We start from the raw sequence: 18,522 nt of genomic DNA, 5'->3' as shown, positions 1-18,522 counted from the left end.
CCGTTTCCCCGAACGGGGTCCGTCCCGGTCCCGCACGACCATCCGCACCACCTCCCTGACACCCACGTCAGAGCCGACGTGTAACCGACCGGAGGAACGCCGCCGTGGCCGACCACCCTGTTGACGAGAAACTCCCGCCACTGAAAATGGCGACGACCGGCCTCCAGCACGTGGCCGCCATGTACGCCGGAGTCGTCGCACCACCCCTGATCGTCGGTGCGGCCATCGGCCTGACCGCCACCGAACTGACCTTCCTCACCGGCGCCTGCCTGTTCACCGCGGGTCTCGCCACCTTCCTGCAGACGCTCGGCATCTGGAAGATCGGTGCCCGCCTGCCCTTCGTCAACGGCGTCACCTTCGCGGGTGTCGCCCCCATGACCGCGATCGTCGCCTCCACCGAGGACAAGTCCGACGCGCTGCCGATCATCTTCGGCGCCGTCATCGTCGCCGGACTCCTCGGCTTCTTCGCCGCACCCTTCTTCAGCAAGGCGATCCGCTTCTTCCCGCCGGTCGTCACCGGCACCGTCATCACCCTCATAGGCGTGTCCCTGCTGCCCGTCGCCTTCGGCTGGGCACAGGGACCGAGCCCCGAGGCCGAGGACTTCGGCTCGTCGACCAACCTGGGCCTGGCGGCCATCACGCTCGTCATCGTGCTCGTCCTGCGCCGCTTCACCCGGGGCTTCGTCAAGCAGATCGCGGTGCTCCTCGGCCTGGTCGCGGGCACACTCATCGCCATCCCGTTCGGCGTCACGGACTTCGGGCCGGTCGCGGACGCGAGCATCGTGGGCTTCCCGACCCCGTTCCACTTCGGCGCCCCGCAGTTCCAGCTCGCCGCGATCCTCTCCATGTGTGTGGTGATGGTGGTGTCCATGACCGAGTCCACCGCCGACATGCTCGCCCTCGGCGAGATCGTGGACCGCAAGGCCGACGAGAAGACCATCGCGGCCGGCCTGCGCGCCGACACCCTCGGCTCGGCGATCAGCCCGCTCTTCAACGGCTTCATGTGCAGTGCCTTCGCCCAGAACATCGGCCTGGTCGCGATGACCAAGATCCGCAGCCGTTACGTCGTCGCCGCGGGCGGCGGGTTCCTGGTGCTGATGGGCCTGTGTCCGATGGCCGCCTCGCTCATCGCGGTCGTGCCCCGGCCGGTGCTCGGCGGCGCGGGCATCGTCCTCTTCGGCTCCGTCGCGGCCAGCGGCATCCAGACCCTGGTCCGGGCGAGCCTGGACAAGGACAACAACGTCCTGATCGTGGCGGTCTCCCTGGCCGTCGGCATCATTCCGATCGCGGAGCCGGAGTTCTACCACGCGTTCCCGGAGAACGCGAAGATCATCCTGGACTCGGGCATCTCGACCGGCTGCGTCGTCGCCGTCCTGCTCAACCTGGTCTTCAACCACATCGGGGGCCGCAAGCGGGACGCGGAGGACGTGACCCACCCCATGGAGGCGGGCGAGGAGATCAGCGAGGCGACCCGGGCCCCGGCCACCCCGTGAGGCCGGCACCGGGAGAGCCCCGGGAGTTACCGAGGGCCGGCGCCTCGACCGGAGGCGCCGGCCCCATGCCGGATCGCGGCACCCGCGTCAGCACCCGGGCATCGGCGCGACGGCGTGGCCGGCCGCGCCCAAGGGCCGCCTCGCCGGTCAGACGGCCGTGGCACGGGCTGCCTCTGCCGGTCAGATAGGCCGTGGCCAGGACCGCCCCCTTCGTCAGGTCATCGGGTCTCGAACAGTGCGGGCGCGGACGCCAGTTCCTTGAGGCGCTGCGCCGGATCGGCCACCAGCTTGCGGGCCTCGAGGTCCATCAGTCCGCCGACCGCCTCGATCTCGGCGGCGACGGTGCCGTCCGTCTTGCGGATGAGCTGCACGATCCGGAACGTCTTGCCCTCGCCCCACTCGAAGGCGCAGGTCACCTCGACCTCGTCACCTGCGAGCAGCTCCCGGCGGAAGCGGATCGTCGTCTCCAGGGCGACAGGGCCCACGCCTCGGGCCACGAGATCGGCCTGCCGGATGCCGGCGGCCCGGAGCAGCGACCAGCGGGCGTGCTCCGCGTAGTTCAGGTACACGGCCTGATTGAGGTGGCCCTGTGTATCGGTCTCGTACCCGCGCACGGTCACGGGCACGGAGAACGGTTCGCTCACGGCTGCTGCCTCTCCTCGCACACGTACTGGACGTACCGACCGACCGATCCTGACATGTGGCGTCACACCTTCCGCGGGGAGGCCAGCAGGTAACGGGCCCTGGTGCGCGGCTCGGTGTGCTCCCCGACCTGCCAGCCCGCCCGTTCCAGCGTCACCGCACAGTCCCGCAGGGCCGTGCCGTCGGGTCCGTACACGGCGACGGCCTCGGGCTGCGGCGTCGCGCGCACCCGGTACCCGTCCGCGCCGTCGGGCCCCGCCGGACGGCACCCGGCCGCCTCCAGGGCGAGCGCGGCGGCCTGCACGAGATGGGCCCGCTCCCACCCGCACGGCCGGTCCGTGGCCCCGTCCGGATGGCTCATCCGGCGCAACTCGAGCAGCCCCTGCCAGGCGCTGCGCACCTCGCGCAGCCGCGCCGGCCCGGCGTCGTCCGCCGCGGCCTCCTCCCCGCCGATCCGCGCGGCGAACACGCCTCCGCGGTCCGGTTCGGCGCCCTCCGAGGCATCCCGCGTCACCGCGGCCCCCGGCCCGGCACCGGCTCCCGGCTCGGCCCCCGTCTCCCGTATCCGGTGGCCGGCGGGCGTCAGGAAGTGGTCGTGCGGCGGGCGCGGATGCCGGAAGGCGAGCCCTCGCCTCACCAGCGCCGCGAGCTGTGTCTCCGTGCCCTTCAGGCGCCCGGACACGGGGTCGGCGGCGGCGATGACACGCCGCTGCGCCGCGGTCGGCCACAGTGCCACGACGTCCTCCCTCACACCGGTCACGCCTTCGAAGACTACGACGGGGGTCTGACATTCCAGGCGGCGATCACCGGCCGGCTGTGCTCCGTCCCCAGCCGGCACAAGGTCCCGGTGCCCAGCTGGAACAGGGCGCCGTCGGACGGCGGAAGTCCCAGGTACCGGGCGGTCAGCACCCGCAGGAAGTGTCCGTGCGCCACCAGCACCACACACCCCTCGGTATTGGCGAACGCGGCCTCCACCCTGGCCAGCACCCGGTCGGCCCGCTCGCCGACCTGCTCGGGAGTCTCCCCGGGATGCTCCGGCGGTCCGGGCTCAACCCCGTCCGTGAACAGGAACCAGTCCGGCCGGCTCCGGTGGATCTCGACGGTCGTGATCCCCTCGTAGCCGCCGTAGTCCCACTCGTGCAGGTCCGGATCGACGCGCGCCTCGTTCTGCAGCCCGATCAGCTCGGCGGTCTCCCGGGCCCGCTGGAAGGGGCTGACGAACGCGGCCCCGATGCGGTGCGACCGGATCAACGGCACCAGACCGCGCGCCTGCTCCCGCCCGTGCTCGGTCAGCGGAACGTCCGTGAGTCCGGTGTGCCGCCCGGACCGCGACCACTCGGTCTCACCGTGCCGGACCAGAAAGAGATCACCCATGGCTCCAGGCTACGGGCGCAGGCCCGGCGATCGGTGCGCTTGCGCCGGCGACGCACCGCCCGTGAACGGTGAGAGCGCAGGAAGGTGATAATGAAGTCATGCAGTCACGCGGCGAGTTGGGGGACTTCTTGCGTTCGCGGCGGGCGAGGATCCGGCCCGAGGACGTCGGCTTCGCCTCCGGCTCGGGCCTGCGGCGCGTGCCGGGGCTGCGCCGTGAGGAACTGGCGCACCTGGCGGGGGTGAGCATCGACTACTACGTACGCCTGGAGCAGGGCCGCAACCGCAGCGCTTCGGACGCCGTGCTCGGGGCGGTGGCCGCCGCGCTGCGGCTGGACGAGGACGAGCGCGCCCACCTCTTCCGGCTGGCGCGGCCCCGGAAGCCGGAACCGGACCATGCGCGGGAGGCCGTCGACGGGGCGACGCGCCCCGGAGTGCGTCGGCTGCTGGACTGGATCACCGCTCCGGCGCTCGCCATGGGCCGCCGGATGGACGTACTGGCCTGGAACCGGCCCCTGTGCGCCCTCATCACCGATTTCGCCGCACTGCCCGTCGCCGAGCGCAACCTGTGCCGGCTCCACCTGCTGAACGACGAGATCGGCCGCCGCTACCCGGACCGCGAGATGATCGCCCGCGAGGCGGTGGGTCATCTCCGCATCGCGGCGGGCCGCTTCCCCGAGGATCCCGAACTGTGGCGGCTGGTCGACGAGCTCAACGAGGGCAGCGAGGAGTTCCGGCGGCACTGGCGGCAGCACACCGTGCGCACCAAGTCCCACGGCCTCAAACGCATAGACCATCCCGAGGCCGGCCCGCTCACCCTCTCGTACGAGATCACCCACTTCCCCCAGGATCCCGAACTCAGCCTCCTCGTCTACACGGCAGCTCCGGGTTCGCCCGAGGAAGAGGCACTGAGGGTCATGGCCAAAGCCTAGGCCGGTGAGGGGGGACTGGGAGTACCCAGGTTCGCCGTGCCTTGGGTGAGGCAGAGCGGAGGGAACCGGGCCGCGACCCGACCAGGATGAACAGGACCATCCGCCCCACCGGCCCCGCGAGGTCCTCCATGCGCCTGTTCGCGTCCGCCCTGGCAGCCGTCACCGCGCTCGCCCTCACCGCCACCGGCTCCCAGGCCGCCACCGGCTCCGGGACCGCCGCCGCGCGGCTCCCCGACCACTATGTGATCCCTGGGGAGAAGGCCTTCCTCACCGGCGTGGCCTACGATCCGCGCAGCGGGCACTACTACGTGGGCAGCGCCCAGGACGGGACCCTCTACCGAGGGCATGTGCGCAAACCCACCGCACGGGTCTGGTCGCCCGACGGGAGGGACGGACGCTCCTTCACCGCCGGCATGACCATCGACGGCGAGGGACGGCTCTACGTCAACGGGGGCGGCACCGGCACGCTGCGCGTGTACGACACGGCGACCGGCATCCTGCTGACCACACAACACGGCGCGAAGGGCGGTTTCGTCAACGACGTCACGGTGGCCGCGGACGGCACCGCCTACGTCACCGACTCCTTCAAGCCGGTCGTGTACCGCCTGACCGAGGACGAGCGCGGCCGGTGGAAACTGGAGCACTGGCTGGACGTCGCCGCCTCGGGCATCGACTGGGTCGCCGGACAGCACAACCTGAACGGCATCGTCGCGGTCGGCACCGGCCGCCTGCTCGCCGTGCAGAGCAACACCGGCAAGCTGTGGCGCATCGACCGCTCCACCGGCCGGACCGCCGAGGTCGACCTCGGCGGACGCACCCTGGTCAACGGCGACGCCCTGGCCTGGCGGGACGGCCGCCTCTACGTGACCCAGGGCAACCTGTACGCCGATCCCGGCGCCCAGCCGCAGGTCGCCGTCGTCGAGATGGACGACGACCTCGCCCACGGCCGCTTCGTCGACCGTCTGGTGCCGCCGGACGGGCTCCTGCATCCGTCCGCCGCGGCTCTCACCGACCACGACCGCCTTCTCGTCGTGAACAGCCAGTACAACCGCTGGGTCGCCGGTCTTCCACCGGAGAGCCTGCCCTTCACGGTCTCCAGCCTGCCGCTCGACCAGGGGACGGCCGCCCGGGAGCCGCACACCCCGGGCCCCGAAGTGGTGGCTACTGCCGGTATCCGCTGAGGAACCGCCCGATCCGCCCGATGGCGGCCTCCAGGTCCTCCACGTGCGGCAGCGTCAGGATGCGGAAGTGGTCCGGGCTCGGCCAGTTGAAGCCGGTGCCCTGGACCACCTGGATCTTCTCCCTCAGCAGCAGGTCCAGGACGAACTTCTCGTCGTCGTGGATCTTGTGCACGGCCCGGTCGATGCGCGGGAACGCGTACAGCGCCCCCCTGGGCTTCACACACGACACGCCCGGGATCTCGTTCAGCTTCTCCCAGGCCGTGTCCCGCTGTTCGCGCAGCCGACCGCCCGGCGCGGTCAGTTCGCGGATGGACTGGCGGCCGCCGAGGGCCGCCTGGATGGCGTACTGGGCGGGCGCGTTGGCGCACAGCCGCATGGAGGCCAGCATGGTCAGGCCCTCCAGGTAGTCCTTCGCGTGCTGCTTGGGGCCCGTGACAACCAGCCAGCCGGAGCGGAAGCCCGCCACCCGGTACGTCTTGGACAGGCCGCAGAAGGTGAGGACGACCAGGTCGGGGGCGAGGGCGGCGGCCGAGTGGTGGACGGCGTCGTCGTAGAGGATCTGGTCGTAGATCTCGTCGGCGAAGACCATCAGGCCGTGCCGGCGGGCGAGGTCGAGGATGCCCTCGACGATCTCCTTGGGGTAGACCGCCCCGGTGGGGTTGTTGGGGTTGATGATGACGACCGCCTTGGTGCGGTCGGTGATCTTCGACTCCATGTCGGCCAGGTCCGGGTACCAGTCCGCCCGCTCGTCGCACAGGTAGTGGACCGCCTTGCCGCCCGCAAGGGTGGTCACCGCCGTCCAGAGGGGGAAGTCGGGGGCGGGGATCAGCACCTCGTCGCCGTCCTCCAGCAGGGCCTGTACGGCCATGGAGACCAGCTCGGACACGCCGTTGCCGAGGAAGACGTCGTCCACGTCCACCTCCAGGCCGAGCGCCTGGTAGCGCTGGGCGACGGAGCGGCGGGCGGAGAGGACGCCCCGCGAGTCGGTGTAGCCGTGCGCCTGCGGCAGCATCCGGATCATGTCCTGGAGGATCTCCTCCGGCGCCTCGAAGCCGAAGAGCGCCGGGTTGCCGGTGTTCAGGCGCAGCACGCTGTGCCCCGCCTCCTCCAACGCGTTGGCGTGCTCGATGACCGGGCCGCGGATCTCGTAACAGACCTCGCTGAGTTTGTTGGACTGCCGGAACTCCATGCGCCGCTACCCCTCCGGTATCTGGTGTTGCTTGGTTTTACCAAGTAGGAGCTTGGAAAGTCCAACAACTTGTCTACACTGCGTCGCATGTCACCTCGTCCTCGCCGAAGCTACGACCAGTACTGTTCCGCCGCGCGCGCCCTCGACACCGTCGGCGACCGGTGGACCCTGCTGATCGTCCGGGAGTTGCTGGCCGGTCCGCGGCGCTACACCGACCTGCACGCCGACCTGCCCGGCGTCAGCACCGACGTACTCGCCTCACGGCTGAAGGACATGGAGCGTGAAGGGCTGACGACCCGGCGCCGGCTGCCCCCGCCGGGAGCGGCGTACGTGTACGAACTCACCGAGCGCGGCAGCGGGTTGCTGCCGGTGCTGGAGGCGCTCGGCGCGTGGGGCGCCCGCGAACTGGGGGAGCGGCGGCCCACGGACGCCGTCCGGGCGCACTGGTTCGCGCTGCCCCTGCGGCGGGCGCTGCGGGAGGCCGGGGCGGGGGAGGGGGTCGTCGAAGTCCGGCTGGAGGAGGGGACCTTCCACCTGTACGCCGGTGACGGGGAGAGCGATTCCGGGCACGGCCCCGTGTACGGCGACGGACCCGCCCCCGGGGGGCCCGACGCCCGGCTGGTACTGGACTCCGGGACCTGCGCGGCCGTCTGCCGCGGGGAGCTGGGGCTGCGGGAGGCGGTGCGCGAGGGCCGGGTCGACGTGACCGGTGAGGGCACGGTGGCCAAAGCGCTCCGGGAGGCGTGAGACGGCGGAAGGCCCGCTCCCCGGCGGGCCTTCCGTATCGTTCAGGGGCGTTCAGGCTCCCGGCGGCACCCTCGACGGCCGTCCCGGCCCGCGGGTCAGCGCGTAGCCGCCGACGCCCGCGAGCGCGGCCAGTACACCGCCGATCCCGGTCCACACCCACCGGTCGGACCACCAGCCGGAGGACCAGCCGTCCTCGGGCTCGATCGCGGACAGCACCGCGCCGCGGTCCTTCTCGGCCTCGTCCGCACCGGACTTCATCGCGACGCCCGGCACCAGCGGCTCGGACAGCGAACCGTCCACCGCCGCCGCGCCGCCCATGTCCTTCGAACCGACCTCGATCTCGGCGCCCACCCGGACGCCGAGGTCGGAGGTGGGCAGGTCCACGACCGTCAGCCGGACGTAGTACGTGCCCGGCAGCGGGTCGTTCGCCCACGGCTCGGACCAGGCGCGGACGGTGCGCAGCACGCAGGCCAGCTCCACGGAGGAGGTGCCCGCCGCCGCCGTGCGGGTCTGGGCGCCCCACTGGCACGCCTGACGCCGGCGCAGACCGTCGTACACGTCGACCCGCCAGGTCTGGGCCGCGTGCGTCTCGGGCAGCTTCACCGTGGCCCGCACCGTGGGACGCTGGCCGGCGTCGGCCGGGAACGACCAGTACAGGTAGTCACCGGCGGCACCGTTCGCGGTCGCCCGCTGCCCCTGTTCGATCTCGGTCGCCGTCCGGAAGGAGGTGCCCGCCGTCGTCGGCGCGTCACCGTCCCCGGACGGGCCCGCGGAGGGCGAGGAGTCGGCCGCCGCCGGGGTCGCGGCGAGGCCCAGCAGCAGAACCGCGGCACTCAACATCCGTACAGCACGCATCAGTTTGCCCTCCAGATCGCGAACCGCCAGCGCGACAGCCAGCCCCACAGCAGACCGGCGAGGAAACCGACGAGCACCAGCACGCCGAGCAGCCACCAGCCGCGCCCGAGACCGAACGAGGCCACGTCGTCGGCGTCGCCGGGACCGTCCACGACATCGACGGTCAGCTCCAGGGGCAGCCCCGGCGTGGTCTTCACACCGGAGGCGACGGAGAAGGAGTTGGTGACCTGGAGGCACACGGCCTCGGCCGCCGGCTTGTCCCCGTCCGCCTCGTCGCTCTCGGCCTTCGGGTACCGCAGACCGGTAGAGATCACGTCCGTACGGCCGTTGCCCGCCGCCTCGCCGCGCACGATCTCCCGGCCGTGCACCGTCACCGCCCGCAGCAGCACGCCGTGGGACGGATTGACGGCACGGTCCGCGCCGACGCTCACCGAGGCGCGCAGTTCCTGTCCGGGCAGCACGTCCACCCGGTACCAGCGCTGCTGGCCGAACTCCTCGCGGTCGGTGTACAGCCCCGACTCCAGCGTCGGCGCCTTCGCGCAGGAGCCGGCGCCCTCGACGGCCACCGGCGTCACCACGGGGTCGGCCGCGCGGTCCACCAACTGGTTGACGCGGTCGGTGAGTTCGTCGGTGTGCTCGACGGAGGTGTACGTCCCGCCGGTCGCCTCGGCGATGCAGCTGAGCTGCTGCCGCATCTTGGCGTTGGGGACCAGGCCGAGCGTGTCGATGGTCAGCCCGATGCCCTTCGCGGCGATCTCGCGGGCCACCTCGCACGGGTCGAGCGGGGCGCAGGTGTCCTCGCCGTCACTGATCAGCACGATCCGCTTGGAACCGTCGCCGCCCTCGAAGTCGTCGGCCGCCGCGAGCAGCGCGGGACCGATCGGCGTCCAGCCGGTGGGCGACAGGGTCGCCACCGCCGTCTTGGCCTCGGTGCGGTCCAGCGGGCCCACCGGGTAGAGCCGCGCGGTGTCCTTGCAGCCCCGCTTGCGGTCGTCGCCCGGATAGTCGGCGCCCAGCGTCCGGATGCCCAGCTGCACCTCCTCGGGCGTCGCGTCGAGCACCTCGTTGAACGCCTGCTTCGCGGCGGCCATCCGCGTCCCGCCGTCGATGTCCCGGGTCCGCATCGACCCACTGACGTCGAGCACGAGATTGACCTTCGGTGCGTCCTCGCCCGTGGGTTCACCGGCGGCCGCGCCGGACGGGAACGCCAATCCCGCCGTCAGCGCGGCGAGCAGGGCACAGGCACCCGCCGCCAGCCGTGTTCTTGTGATCATCGGCGGATCTTATTGATCAGTGGTGCCGGGTTCCAAAACGAGACCGCGCGGACGCCCCGACTTCACCCCCAGTGCAGCGGATTGGGCAGCCGAGCCCAGAGATCCCCGGCGTTCTCCGGCGAAGTGCGCATCAGCGTGAGCGCCTTGACCGGCAGCGGCTCCTCGCGCAGCGCCACGACGTCCGGTGTGCGAGGCAGTTCGCGCACGGCCCCCTCCAGCGCCTCCCGCAGCGCCGGACCGGATCCCGCGGTCGCCGCCAGCGCGCCACCCACCAGCGAACCGAACAGCTTGCGGCGCAGCACCGCCGGGTCGTCCGTGAGCATGCGCGCCGGCAGCGCGGGGGCCGGGACGCCGTGCCGCGCCAGGCGCGCCGGGCTCACCCTGATGTCGGCGAGGTCGCGGTAGACCAGGCGCAGGGGGTCGCCCACCCGGTCCAGCACCACCAGCAGGTTCTGGCCGTGCGCCTCCAGGGCCACGCCCATCTCCAGGGCGCGCAGTCCGACGGTGAGCGCGAGCCGGGCGAAGGCGGCCGGCCAGCCGGGGCGGCGGGGCAGCCCGGTGGTGGCCAGGGCGGCCACCGGAACGACGCGCTCGCCGCCACTCACGTACACCTCGGGCGACTCGCGCAGCACGGCGGCCAGGTCGGGGGAGTGGGCGGTGGCCGCCCCCAGGGTACGGGTCATGTGGAGCAGGCCGTCCGTCCGCGCGGCCAGATCCTCCCCGAAGGACGACAGGGTCGCCGACGCGGCGATCGAGGCGACCGAGATGTCCCGCACGGAGGAGGTGAGCCGTGCGCTGAGCGCCGTCTTGACGTGCGGTCCGCCGGGCACGGCGAGCGTACGCAGGGACATCAGCGGACGGGCGGCGATCCGCTCCTCGCACGGCAGCTTCAGCACGTGCGCCGCCTGCCACGGATGCACCGGGACCAGCACCCTCGCCCCGTCCCGCAGGTCCGACGGCCACACCCCCGTCACCAGGCACGCGGACGCCGGCACGGGCACCAGCCCCAGCCCGACCACGGGCCGGTGCTCGGGCCCGTACGCGAGCTGGTCCGCCACCGAAAGGCCCGGGCGGGAACGGCAGTTGGGGTGGTAAGGGTGTCCGTCCACCACCCGCTGCTCCCAGGCCCAGTCGCTGTCCGGCCACTCGTCCGGGTGATTCTCCTGGGCCGTCCGCGACAGCGCCAACGACGCGACGCTGTGCCCGAGTTCCGCCGCGAAGCCCGCCGAGTGCGGCACGGCGAGGTCCGTCGTCAGCCGCGCCGGATCGTCGTAGGGCACGTCGTCCAGGTGTACGACGCGGACGTACGCGTCGGTCCGGTACGGGTCGGCGGCCGGGCCGGACAGCCGCCGGCCGTCCCGAAGCCGCAGGACGAGCCCGTCCCGCACGGTGTCCCGGCCCGTGATCCACGGCAGCGGTTCATTGGCGAAGGCACGCCACAGCCGGGTCAGCACGGCCGCGCGGGCGCCGGGCAACCCGGCCGTGAAGCCGGGCAGCAGACCGGGACGGACGACGGCCAGTTCGTCGGCGACCTCGGTCTCCGCGGTGGGGGGACGGTGCACGGGCGGGCTCCTCGGGTACGAGTAGGAGGTCACGGCACGCGGACGACGACGGACATGACGACAGACATACTGATCGCCTCCGCCTCTCCGCCATGGACAGACCGTAGGGAACGAGTGGAACGCGTGGATTTTCTGCCCCCGCCCACCGGCGCCGACGCCGCCACACGGGACTTCACCGGACACGCCGGCGCCGCCCGCCCGAGCGTCGCCGAACTCGCCGACGCCTACGCGATGGTGCCACTGCTCAACTGCCTGCTGCGCGAGGTGGCCGAACCCCTGCCGAACCCCGGCCCCCGGCCCGTGTACCGGCTGCCCGGCGGCCGACTGCTGCGAGTGCGCGCGGGCCGCCGCCCCGCCGAGCCGGAGGTCGCCGCGGCGGCGGGCGGGTGGCACCCGGTCGGCCACACCACGCTGGTGAAACTCGTCGCCGAGGAGCTGCGCCACCACACCGGCCTGCCCAACCACGAACTGCCCACCGAGATCACCGACAGCCGCGACACGGTGGCCGCCCTGCTCACGGCCCGCGCCCGCGCCACCCCGCCCCAGGACCCCTACCTCCGCTCCGAACAGGCCCTGATCACCGGCCACGCCCACCACCCCGCGCCCAAGGCGCGCGGCGGGGGCCCGCACGCCGGCTGGCTGCCGTACGCGCCCGAGGCGCACGCCCGCTTCCCGCTGACCCTGCTCGCCGTGCGCGAGGACACGGTCGTCGAGGAGGGCGACACCGCCACCCTCGACGACCTGGCCGACGCCCCGCCCGGCTACCGGCTGCTCCCGGCCCACCCTTGGCAGCTCGACCTGACCGCGGGCACCCTCGCCCCCGCCTTCGCCGACGGCCGCCTCCTCCGCCTCGGCACGACCGGCGGCTTCGTGTGGCCGACGGCCGCGATCCGCACGGTCTACGCCCCCGACCCCGATCTCTTCCTCAAGTTCAGCCTCGACGTACGCATCACCAATGACATCCGCCGCCTGTGGCGCCACGACCTGCTGAAGCTGCGCCGCACCGACACCGCCGTCACCGAGGCCTTCGACGCCATCGGCCCACCGGCCGCCTGGCTCGGCGACCGCGGCTACCGCACGGCGGACTTCGCCTTCGAGGAGTTGGCCGTCGTGGTCCGCGACGGCCTGCGGGACCGCGTCCTGCCGGGGGCCACCCCGCTTCTCGCCGCCGCACTCGCGGAGGGCTTCGAGGGCAGCCCCCTGGAGGCCGCCACCGACCCGGCGGCCTGGTGGGAGGCGTACCTCGCGGCCGTCGTCCCGCCCGTCCTGACCGCCTTCGCCGAGGACGGGGTCGTTCTGGAGGCGCACCTGCAGAACACCCTGGTCGCCGTGGGCGAGGCCGGTACGCCGGTGCAGGCCCTGTTCCGCGACGCGGAGGGCGTCAAGCTGCTGCCGGACACCTCGCGGACGGCCGGGTGGCAGCGGCTGGTGTACTGCCTCGTCGTCAACCACCTCATGGAGATCGCCGCCGCCCTGGCCGAACACCACTCGGGGTTCGATCCCTGGCCCGCCGCCCGCCGGGCCCTGGCCCACCACACCGACCTGCCGGAGATCCCGCCCCTCCTCACCTCACCCACCCTCCCCGCCAAGACCAACCTCCTGCTCCGCTGGACCGGCGCGGACGGGGCCGACGCGCGGTACCGGCCGCTGGCCAATCCTTTGCGGAGGGCGTGAACGTCAGTGGCCGGTCGTGTACGTGAGGAAACGGGCCCACGCCGCCGGGGAGACGGCGAGCTGGTCGCCGTGGCGCACCTTGGAGTCCCGGACGTGGACGGTGCCGGGGCAGGCGGCGACCTCGACGCAGTCGCCGTCGCTTCCGCTGCTGTAGCTGCTTTTGAACCAGACAAGTTCGGATGAGCTCATAGCGATCCTCGCATTCGCTTCAACAGGCCCTTGGAATCCTCGGGGTTGAGGGCCTGTGAACGCAGTTTCGCATAGCGCTGGAGCATAATGCTGACCTCCTTTGAGTCGGAGATCAGCAGGCCTCCGCGCTGCCCCTCGGCGTAGCCGAACCACCTGTTCTCTGGGGTCTCCAGTACCTGAAGGGGACCGTCGAAACCCGCGTGGTCCACTTGCCGTAACGGCATGATCTGCAGCTCTACGTTGAACTGATCAGCCTGTGCCAGCAGGTTGTCGATCAACAGCCTCGTCACCTCCGGCCCGCCAGTGCCTCGTTCGATCAGTGCTTGCTCGATGATGAAGCTGAACGAGATCGGCGGCCTGCGCTGAAAGAGTTCCTGCCGATCCAGACGTGCCGCTACCTGTTGGTTCACCTGCACGTCGTCCTTCACGGGCGGCACACTCACGGTCACCGCCCGCGCATACCCCTCCGTCTGCAACAGCCCAGGCACCACCCGGCACTCATACGTGTACAGACTCACCGCCTCCGCCTCGAACCGCGCCCACTGCCGGAACCAGCTCGCCAGCCCCGGCTGCCGTGACAGATGCCGTGCCGCACCCCGCAGCGCCCCGAACGCGTCGAGGACCTCCTCCGCGCGCTCCACGAAGTCCACCGGCGGAAACCGCCGCCCTTGCTCGATCGACGCCACCGTCGGCACCGAGTACCGCACCAGCGGCGCGAACTCCTCCTGCGTCAGCCCCGCCCGTTTGCGGAACGCCTTGAGGACCTCCCCGAAGGTCCTGAGACTGTCCGACCGCTCCGGTTCCCCGCCCCCGCAAGGCGCTTCCGCGCCACCCGCACCGTCCGACATCCAGGGCACCTCCCACACGTACACCCACTCGGGCAAACCCACCGAACGGGCCCATGGTCACGGACGGTTACCCCTACCGTCCACCGTCCGTACCCGTACGCTGACCCTGCGTACCGGTCGCCGAGCTGGTGGGACGTCGTCGCCGCAGGTGGGATGGGCGGCATGAGAGCAGCTTCCACCCCCCGACTCCCGGTCACCGCGCGTGTGTTCGTGCAGCGGTTCAGCTCCACCCCGCGCGGTGCACGACTGGCCCGGCACCTCGCCCTGCACCGCCTGGACGCGTGGGGTGTCCCGTACGGCTCGCCGGTCTCCGACACGGCCGCGCTGCTGGTCGCGGAGCTGGCGGCGAACGCCGTGACGCACGGGCGGGTGCCGGGGCGGGACATCGAGGTGCGGCTGCGGCTGGACGCGTACACGCTGCGGATCGACGTGTCCGACAGCAGGGGCGAGAGGCGGCCGCGCGGACCGGAGAGCACGGCCGCGGTGACGCCGGAGGCCGAGCGAGGCCGGGGTCTGCTGCTCGTGGACGCGCTCGCCGACCGGTGGGGCGTGTTCGACCGCGTACCCGTCGGCAAGACGGTCCGCGCGGAGCTGGACCTGCCGCCCCGGTGAGCGGCGGCGCCCCGCCCCCGCGTGCCCGGCGTGCATATGCTCGCCCCATGCTCACCGAAGTCACCGCCACTCGCTACATCGAGCCCCTGCGCACCGGCGGCTCCGTCCCCGGCGTCGTGGAGGCCGACGACCTCGGCACCTACGTGCTGAAGTTCACCGGCTCCGCGCAGGGCCGCAAGGCGCTGGTCGCCGAGGTGATCGTGGGTGAGCTGGCCCGGGAGCTGGGGCTGCGGGTGCCCGAGCTGGTGCTCGCGGACTTCGACCCGGCGATCGCCGCCGGCGAGCCGCACCAGGAGGTGCGGGACCTGCTGGACGCCAGCGCGGGGCTCAACCTCGGCATGGACTACCTGTCGGGCGGCGCCGACCTCACGCCCGAGCTGGCCGAGGTGTTCCCGGTGGACGCGGCGGAGGCCGGCCGCGTGGTCTGGCTGGACGCGCTCACCATCAACGTCGACCGCACGGTGCACAGCTCCAACCTCATGGTCTGGCCCACCTCCGGCACGGTGCCCCCGAGGCTGTGGCTGATCGACCACGGCGCGGCGCTGGTCTTCCACCACCGCTGGGGCGCGTCCACGCCCGAGAAGGCGTACGACTTCCGCCACCACGCCCTCGGCCACTACGCGCCCGACGTCAGGGCCGCCGACGCCGAACTGGCGCCGAAGGTGACGGAGGAGCTATTGCGCGAGGTGGTGGGGCGGGTGCCGGAGGACTGGCTGACCTGCGAGGCGGGTCTGGACACGCCGGACGAGGTGCGTGCCGCCTACGTCGAGTACCTGCTCACCCGCGCCCGCGCCTCCCGGCAGTGGCTGCCCACCGGATTCCCGACCCGCGAGGAACTCGCCGCCGAGAACGCCGCCCGCGCGGAGCGCACCCGCCGCGGCCGTCCCGACTGGCTCAAGCGCGTCCCCGACCTGCACGGCAAGCCGCCCGCCGAGCAGGACTGGTCCGTGCACCTGGGCTGAACGCACGACCGCGCCCCTGGTGCGGTACCGGGGGCGCGGTCGTGCCGTACGGGGCGTCAGCCCTCCAGCTGCTCGTACGCCGGCAGCGTCAGGAAGTCGGCGTAGTCCTCGTCGAGCGAGACGGTCAGCAGCAGGTCGTGGGCCTGCTGCCAGTTGCCGGCCGCGAAGGCCTCGTCGCCGATCTCGGCGCGGATGTTCGCCAGCTCCTCGGCGGCGACCTTGCGGGCCAGCTCGGCGGTGACCCGCTCGCCGTTGTCGAGGACGACGCCCGCGTTGATCCACTGCCAGATCTGGGAGCGGGAGATCTCGGCGGTGGCCGCGTCCTCCATCAGGTTGAAGATGGCGACCGCGCCGAGGCCGCGCAGCCACGCCTCGATGTAGCGGATGCCGACCTGGACGGCGTTGACCAGGCCCGCGTACGTCGGCTTGGCGTCCAGGGAGTCGATGGCGATGAGGTCGGCCGCCTTGACGTCGACGTCCTCGCGCAGCCGGTCCTTCTGGTTCGGCTTGTCGCCGAGGACCTTGTCGAAGGACTCCAGGGCGATCGGGACCAGGTCCGGATGGGCGACCCAGGAGCCGTCGAAGCCGTCGCCGGCCTCGCGGTCCTTGTCGGCGCGGACCTTCTCGAAGGCGACCTTGTTGACCTCGGCGTCCCGGCGCGAGGGGATGAAGGCCGCCATGCCGCCGATCGCGTGCGCGCCGCGCTTGTGGCAGGTCCGGACGAGGAGTTCGGTGTAGGCGCGCATGAACGGAGCGGTCATCGTCACCGCGTTGCGGTCCGGGAGGACGAACTTCTCGCCGCCGTCACGGAAGTTCTTGACGATGGAGAACAGGTAGTCCCAGCGGCCGGCGTTCAGGCCGGAGGCGTGGTCGCGCAGTTCGTAGAGGATCTCCTCCATCTCGTACGCGGCCGTGATCGTCTCGATCAGCACGGTGGCGCGGACGGTGCCCTGCGGGATGCCGACGTAGTCCTGCGCGAAGACGAACACCTCGTTCCAGAGGCGGGCCTCCAGGTGCGACTCCGTCTTGGGGAGGTAGAAGTACGGGCCCTTGCCGAGGTCCAGCAAGCGCTGGGCGTTGTGGAAGAAGTACAGGCCGAAGTCGACCAGGGCGCCGGGGACCGGGCGGCCGTCGACCTGGAGGTGGCGCTCGTCGAGGTGCCAGCCGCGCGGGCGCATGACGACCGTCGCCAGCTCCTCGTTCGGGCGCAGGGCGTACGACTTGCCGCTCTTCGGGTCCGTGAAGTCGATGGTGCGGGTGTAGGCGGCCATCAGGTTGAGCTGGCCGAGGACGACGTTCTCCCAGGTCGGGGCGGAGGCGTCCTCGAAGTCCGCGAGCCAGACCTTGGCGCCCGAGTTGAGGGCGTTGATGGTCATCTTGCGGTCGGTGGGACCGGTGATCTCGACCCGGCGGTCCTGGAGCGCGTCCGGGGCCGGGGCCACCTTCCAGGAGTCGTCCGCGCGGATCGCGGCGGTCTCCGGGAGGAAGTCGAGTGTGGAGGTGCGGGCGATCTCGGCGCGGCGCTCCGCACGGCGGGCGAGGAGCTCGTCACGCCGGGGCGTGAACCGCCGGTGCAGCTCGGCCACGAAGGCGAGCGCCGCATCGGTGAGGACCTCCTCCTGCCGGGGCAGGGGCTCGGCGTCGACGATGGCCAGCGTGGACGGCGCTGGTGCGGACATGAGCTGTCACTTCCTTCAGCGGTGGCACCGGGTGCCAACGGGCACGTATGGGGCAATGCGCACCCACTGTGCGGTCGGGTGCTTCTGGTCAGTGGATAGTAGTTTCCTTATCGTGGAACTTCAATGGTCTGTTGACGTCGAGATTCTCTGAGTCGAGGGACAGTGGCGCCCAGTGCCAGACCCCTCACTCGAGGTGGCGCAGGTCCGCCTCGGTGTCGATGTCGTACGGCCGCGCCACGTCCCCGCATTCCACCAGGGTGATCTCCGCCTCGTGTTCCCTCAGGTAGGCGCGTGCCCCCCGGTCCCCGGTGGCAGTCGCCATGACGCCCGGCCAGTGGTCGGCACCGAGGAGGACGGGGTGCCCGCGAACGCCGGCGTACGCCGCCGACACGAGTGACGCCCCGCCCCGGTACCCGGCCCGCACCCGCGCCATGGCCTCCGCGCCGATCCCGGGCTGGTCCACCAGCGAGACCAGCGCCGCCCGTGCTCCGGTGCCGGTCAGCGAAGCGAGCCCGGCGCGCAGTGACGACCCCATGCCCCGCTCCCAGTCGGGGTTCTCCACGATCACGCACCCGTCGAGCGCCGCCCGTTCGCGTACGGCGTCCGAGCGCGCTCCCAGGACGACGTGCACGCGGGCGCAACCGGCCGCGCGCAAAACGGCGATCGCATGTTCGACGAGTGGATGGCCGCGGTGTTCGAGCAGGGCCTTGGGTCGTCCGCCGAGCCGCCGCCCGCCGCCGGCGGCGAGCAGCAGCCCCGCCACCTGCTCTTCGGTCTTGGTCATGCGTCCTGCATACCTGACCGCCCGCCGAACACTCCGGTGTGCGCGGGGCTTTTGGAGGCTGAATTTCGGTCCGCGCGGTGGCGCGTCCGGTGCGGGGTGGCGTTTACTGGCCCGCGTCCCCGGCGCCCGAACCGGTGCCAGGGGCGCTCGGCACGTTCACCACTTAGGGGCGCACAACGGGGTGCGAGGGGGAGGGCTGTGTTGCAGAGCTTGGGGCAGGGGCAGGTGACCGTCGGCGACGAGGACGTGAGGGTGGTCGCGCTGCGCACCGCGGTGGCGCGACTGCGCCGACAACTCGCTTTGCTGCCCGCCGACTTCCCGGACCGGGCCATAGCCGAGGACGAACTCGCCGACCTTGCCGCGATGTCGGCGCGCGGTGTCCCGGAGGTGCCTCGGCTGCACCGCTCCCTGCTGCTGATAGCGGGCGCGATCGGCTCCGTCAGCGCCCTGTCGCGGGGGCTGACGGAGGTCCGTCACGCCGTGGAGCTCTTCGGCGATCCGCCGCGCCGCTGAGCAGCGCGGGATCCG

19 protein-coding genes are annotated in these 18,522 nt (G+C 72.1%); 8 read left to right on the top strand and 11 right to left on the bottom strand.

The genetic code is table 11. The annotated features are described in order from the left end of the window. The first annotated feature begins 104 nt into the window (after positions 1 to 104). Positions 105 to 1,493: a nucleobase:cation symporter-2 family protein gene (locus tag IE142_RS11890; RefSeq protein ID WP_191885696.1), complete on the top strand. Its 1,389-nt coding sequence runs from the start codon at positions 105 to 107 to the stop codon at positions 1,491 to 1,493. Positions 1,494 to 1,711: 218 nt separating this feature from the next. On the opposite strand, the gene IE142_RS11885 is transcribed toward IE142_RS11890, so the two are convergent. The 3 genes from IE142_RS11885 to IE142_RS11875 form a co-directional block, all read right to left on the bottom strand. Then, positions 1,712 to 2,137, bottom strand: coding sequence for an acyl-CoA thioesterase (locus IE142_RS11885; RefSeq protein WP_191885695.1), 426 nt, complete (start codon positions 2,135 to 2,137; stop codon positions 1,712 to 1,714). A gap of 62 nt (positions 2,138 to 2,199) precedes the next feature. Then, positions 2,200 to 2,871 carry a hypothetical protein gene (locus tag IE142_RS11880; protein WP_191885868.1) on the bottom strand — a complete coding sequence of 224 codons (672 nt, stop codon included), beginning with the start codon at positions 2,869 to 2,871 and terminating at the stop codon, positions 2,200 to 2,202. A gap of 35 nt (positions 2,872 to 2,906) precedes the next feature. Continuing rightward, positions 2,907 to 3,509 carry a histidine phosphatase family protein gene (locus IE142_RS11875; protein WP_191885694.1) on the bottom strand — a complete coding sequence of 201 codons (603 nt, stop codon included), beginning with the start codon at positions 3,507 to 3,509 and terminating at the stop codon, positions 2,907 to 2,909. Between the two features lie 98 nt (positions 3,510 to 3,607). On the opposite strand from IE142_RS11875, the gene IE142_RS11870 reads away from it, so the two are divergent. After that, positions 3,608 to 4,438, top strand: coding sequence for a helix-turn-helix transcriptional regulator (locus tag IE142_RS11870; RefSeq protein WP_043378244.1), 831 nt, complete (start codon positions 3,608 to 3,610; stop codon positions 4,436 to 4,438). Positions 4,439 to 4,524: 86 nt separating this feature from the next. Continuing rightward, complete coding sequence (locus IE142_RS11865) at positions 4,525 to 5,619, top strand: NHL repeat-containing protein (protein ID WP_191885693.1); 1,095 nt, start codon at positions 4,525 to 4,527, stop codon at positions 5,617 to 5,619. Here IE142_RS11865 and IE142_RS11860 read toward each other — a convergent pair. Beyond that, positions 5,600 to 6,808 (bottom strand): pyridoxal phosphate-dependent aminotransferase, encoded by a 1,209-nt coding sequence (locus IE142_RS11860; RefSeq protein ID WP_191885692.1) that lies wholly within the window; start codon positions 6,806 to 6,808, stop codon positions 5,600 to 5,602. The genes IE142_RS11865 and IE142_RS11860 overlap by 20 nt on opposite strands. An 87-nt stretch (positions 6,809 to 6,895) precedes the next feature. Here IE142_RS11860 and IE142_RS11855 point away from each other — a divergent pair, with 87 nt between their 5' ends. After that, positions 6,896 to 7,555 (top strand): winged helix-turn-helix transcriptional regulator, encoded by a 660-nt coding sequence (locus tag IE142_RS11855; RefSeq protein ID WP_191885691.1) that lies wholly within the window; start codon positions 6,896 to 6,898, stop codon positions 7,553 to 7,555. Positions 7,556 to 7,606: 51 nt separating this feature from the next. Here the strand turns inward: IE142_RS11855 and IE142_RS11850 are convergent, their stop codons facing one another. The 3 genes from IE142_RS11850 to IE142_RS11840 all read right to left on the bottom strand — a co-directional run bounded on the left by IE142_RS11850 (position 7,607) and on the right by IE142_RS11840 (position 11,246). Beyond that, positions 7,607 to 8,410 (bottom strand): hypothetical protein, encoded by an 804-nt coding sequence (locus IE142_RS11850; protein ID WP_191885690.1) that lies wholly within the window; start codon positions 8,408 to 8,410, stop codon positions 7,607 to 7,609. Further along, a complete protein-coding gene (locus IE142_RS11845) occupies positions 8,410 to 9,684 on the bottom strand; it encodes a VWA domain-containing protein (protein WP_043378237.1) in 1,275 nt (424 codons plus the stop codon). Before IE142_RS11845 ends, IE142_RS11850 begins: the two co-directional genes overlap by 1 nt. Positions 9,685 to 9,746: 62 nt before the next feature. After that, positions 9,747 to 11,246, bottom strand: coding sequence for an IucA/IucC family protein (locus IE142_RS11840; protein WP_191885689.1), 1,500 nt, complete (start codon positions 11,244 to 11,246; stop codon positions 9,747 to 9,749). A 114-nt stretch (positions 11,247 to 11,360) separates the two neighbouring features. Between IE142_RS11840 and IE142_RS11835 the strand changes: the two genes are divergently transcribed. Further along, entirely contained in the window at positions 11,361 to 12,920 is a 1,560-nt protein-coding gene (locus tag IE142_RS11835; protein ID WP_191885688.1) for an IucA/IucC family protein, read from the top strand. A 3-nt stretch (positions 12,921 to 12,923) separates the two neighbouring features. Here the strand turns inward: IE142_RS11835 and IE142_RS11830 are convergent, their stop codons facing one another. Then, positions 12,924 to 13,109 (bottom strand): DUF397 domain-containing protein, encoded by a 186-nt coding sequence (locus IE142_RS11830; RefSeq protein WP_191885687.1) that lies wholly within the window; start codon positions 13,107 to 13,109, stop codon positions 12,924 to 12,926. Next, positions 13,106 to 13,957: a helix-turn-helix domain-containing protein gene (locus IE142_RS11825; RefSeq protein WP_191885686.1), complete on the bottom strand. Its 852-nt coding sequence runs from the start codon at positions 13,955 to 13,957 to the stop codon at positions 13,106 to 13,108. The genes IE142_RS11830 and IE142_RS11825 overlap by 4 nt, the downstream gene beginning before the upstream one ends. A 162-nt stretch (positions 13,958 to 14,119) precedes the next feature. On the opposite strand from IE142_RS11825, the gene IE142_RS11820 reads away from it, so the two are divergent. Then, positions 14,120 to 14,569, top strand: coding sequence for an ATP-binding protein (locus tag IE142_RS11820; RefSeq protein ID WP_191885685.1), 450 nt, complete (start codon positions 14,120 to 14,122; stop codon positions 14,567 to 14,569). 47 nt (positions 14,570 to 14,616) lie between these two features. After that, positions 14,617 to 15,531: a HipA family kinase gene (locus IE142_RS11815; protein WP_191885684.1), complete on the top strand. Its 915-nt coding sequence runs from the start codon at positions 14,617 to 14,619 to the stop codon at positions 15,529 to 15,531. 56 nt (positions 15,532 to 15,587) lie between these two features. On the opposite strand, the gene aceB is transcribed toward IE142_RS11815, so the two are convergent. Both aceB and IE142_RS11805 read right to left on the bottom strand, forming a co-directional pair. Beyond that, positions 15,588 to 17,210 (bottom strand): malate synthase A, encoded by a 1,623-nt coding sequence (aceB, locus tag IE142_RS11810; protein WP_191885683.1) that lies wholly within the window; start codon positions 17,208 to 17,210, stop codon positions 15,588 to 15,590. A 184-nt stretch (positions 17,211 to 17,394) separates the two neighbouring features. After that, positions 17,395 to 17,994 carry a nucleotidyltransferase family protein gene (locus IE142_RS11805; protein ID WP_191885682.1) on the bottom strand — a complete coding sequence of 200 codons (600 nt, stop codon included), beginning with the start codon at positions 17,992 to 17,994 and terminating at the stop codon, positions 17,395 to 17,397. A 198-nt stretch (positions 17,995 to 18,192) separates the two neighbouring features. On the opposite strand from IE142_RS11805, the gene IE142_RS11800 reads away from it, so the two are divergent. Beyond that, positions 18,193 to 18,507, top strand: coding sequence for a DUF5955 family protein (locus tag IE142_RS11800; protein WP_191885681.1), 315 nt, complete (start codon positions 18,193 to 18,195; stop codon positions 18,505 to 18,507). Positions 18,508 to 18,522: the final 15 nt, after the last annotated feature.

It is taken from the genome of Streptomyces mutabilis (assembly GCF_014649815.1).
Lineage (GTDB): Bacteria > Actinomycetota > Actinomycetes > Streptomycetales > Streptomycetaceae > Streptomyces > Streptomyces mutabilis.
This window is presented reverse-complemented; position numbering and strand designations above follow the sequence as displayed.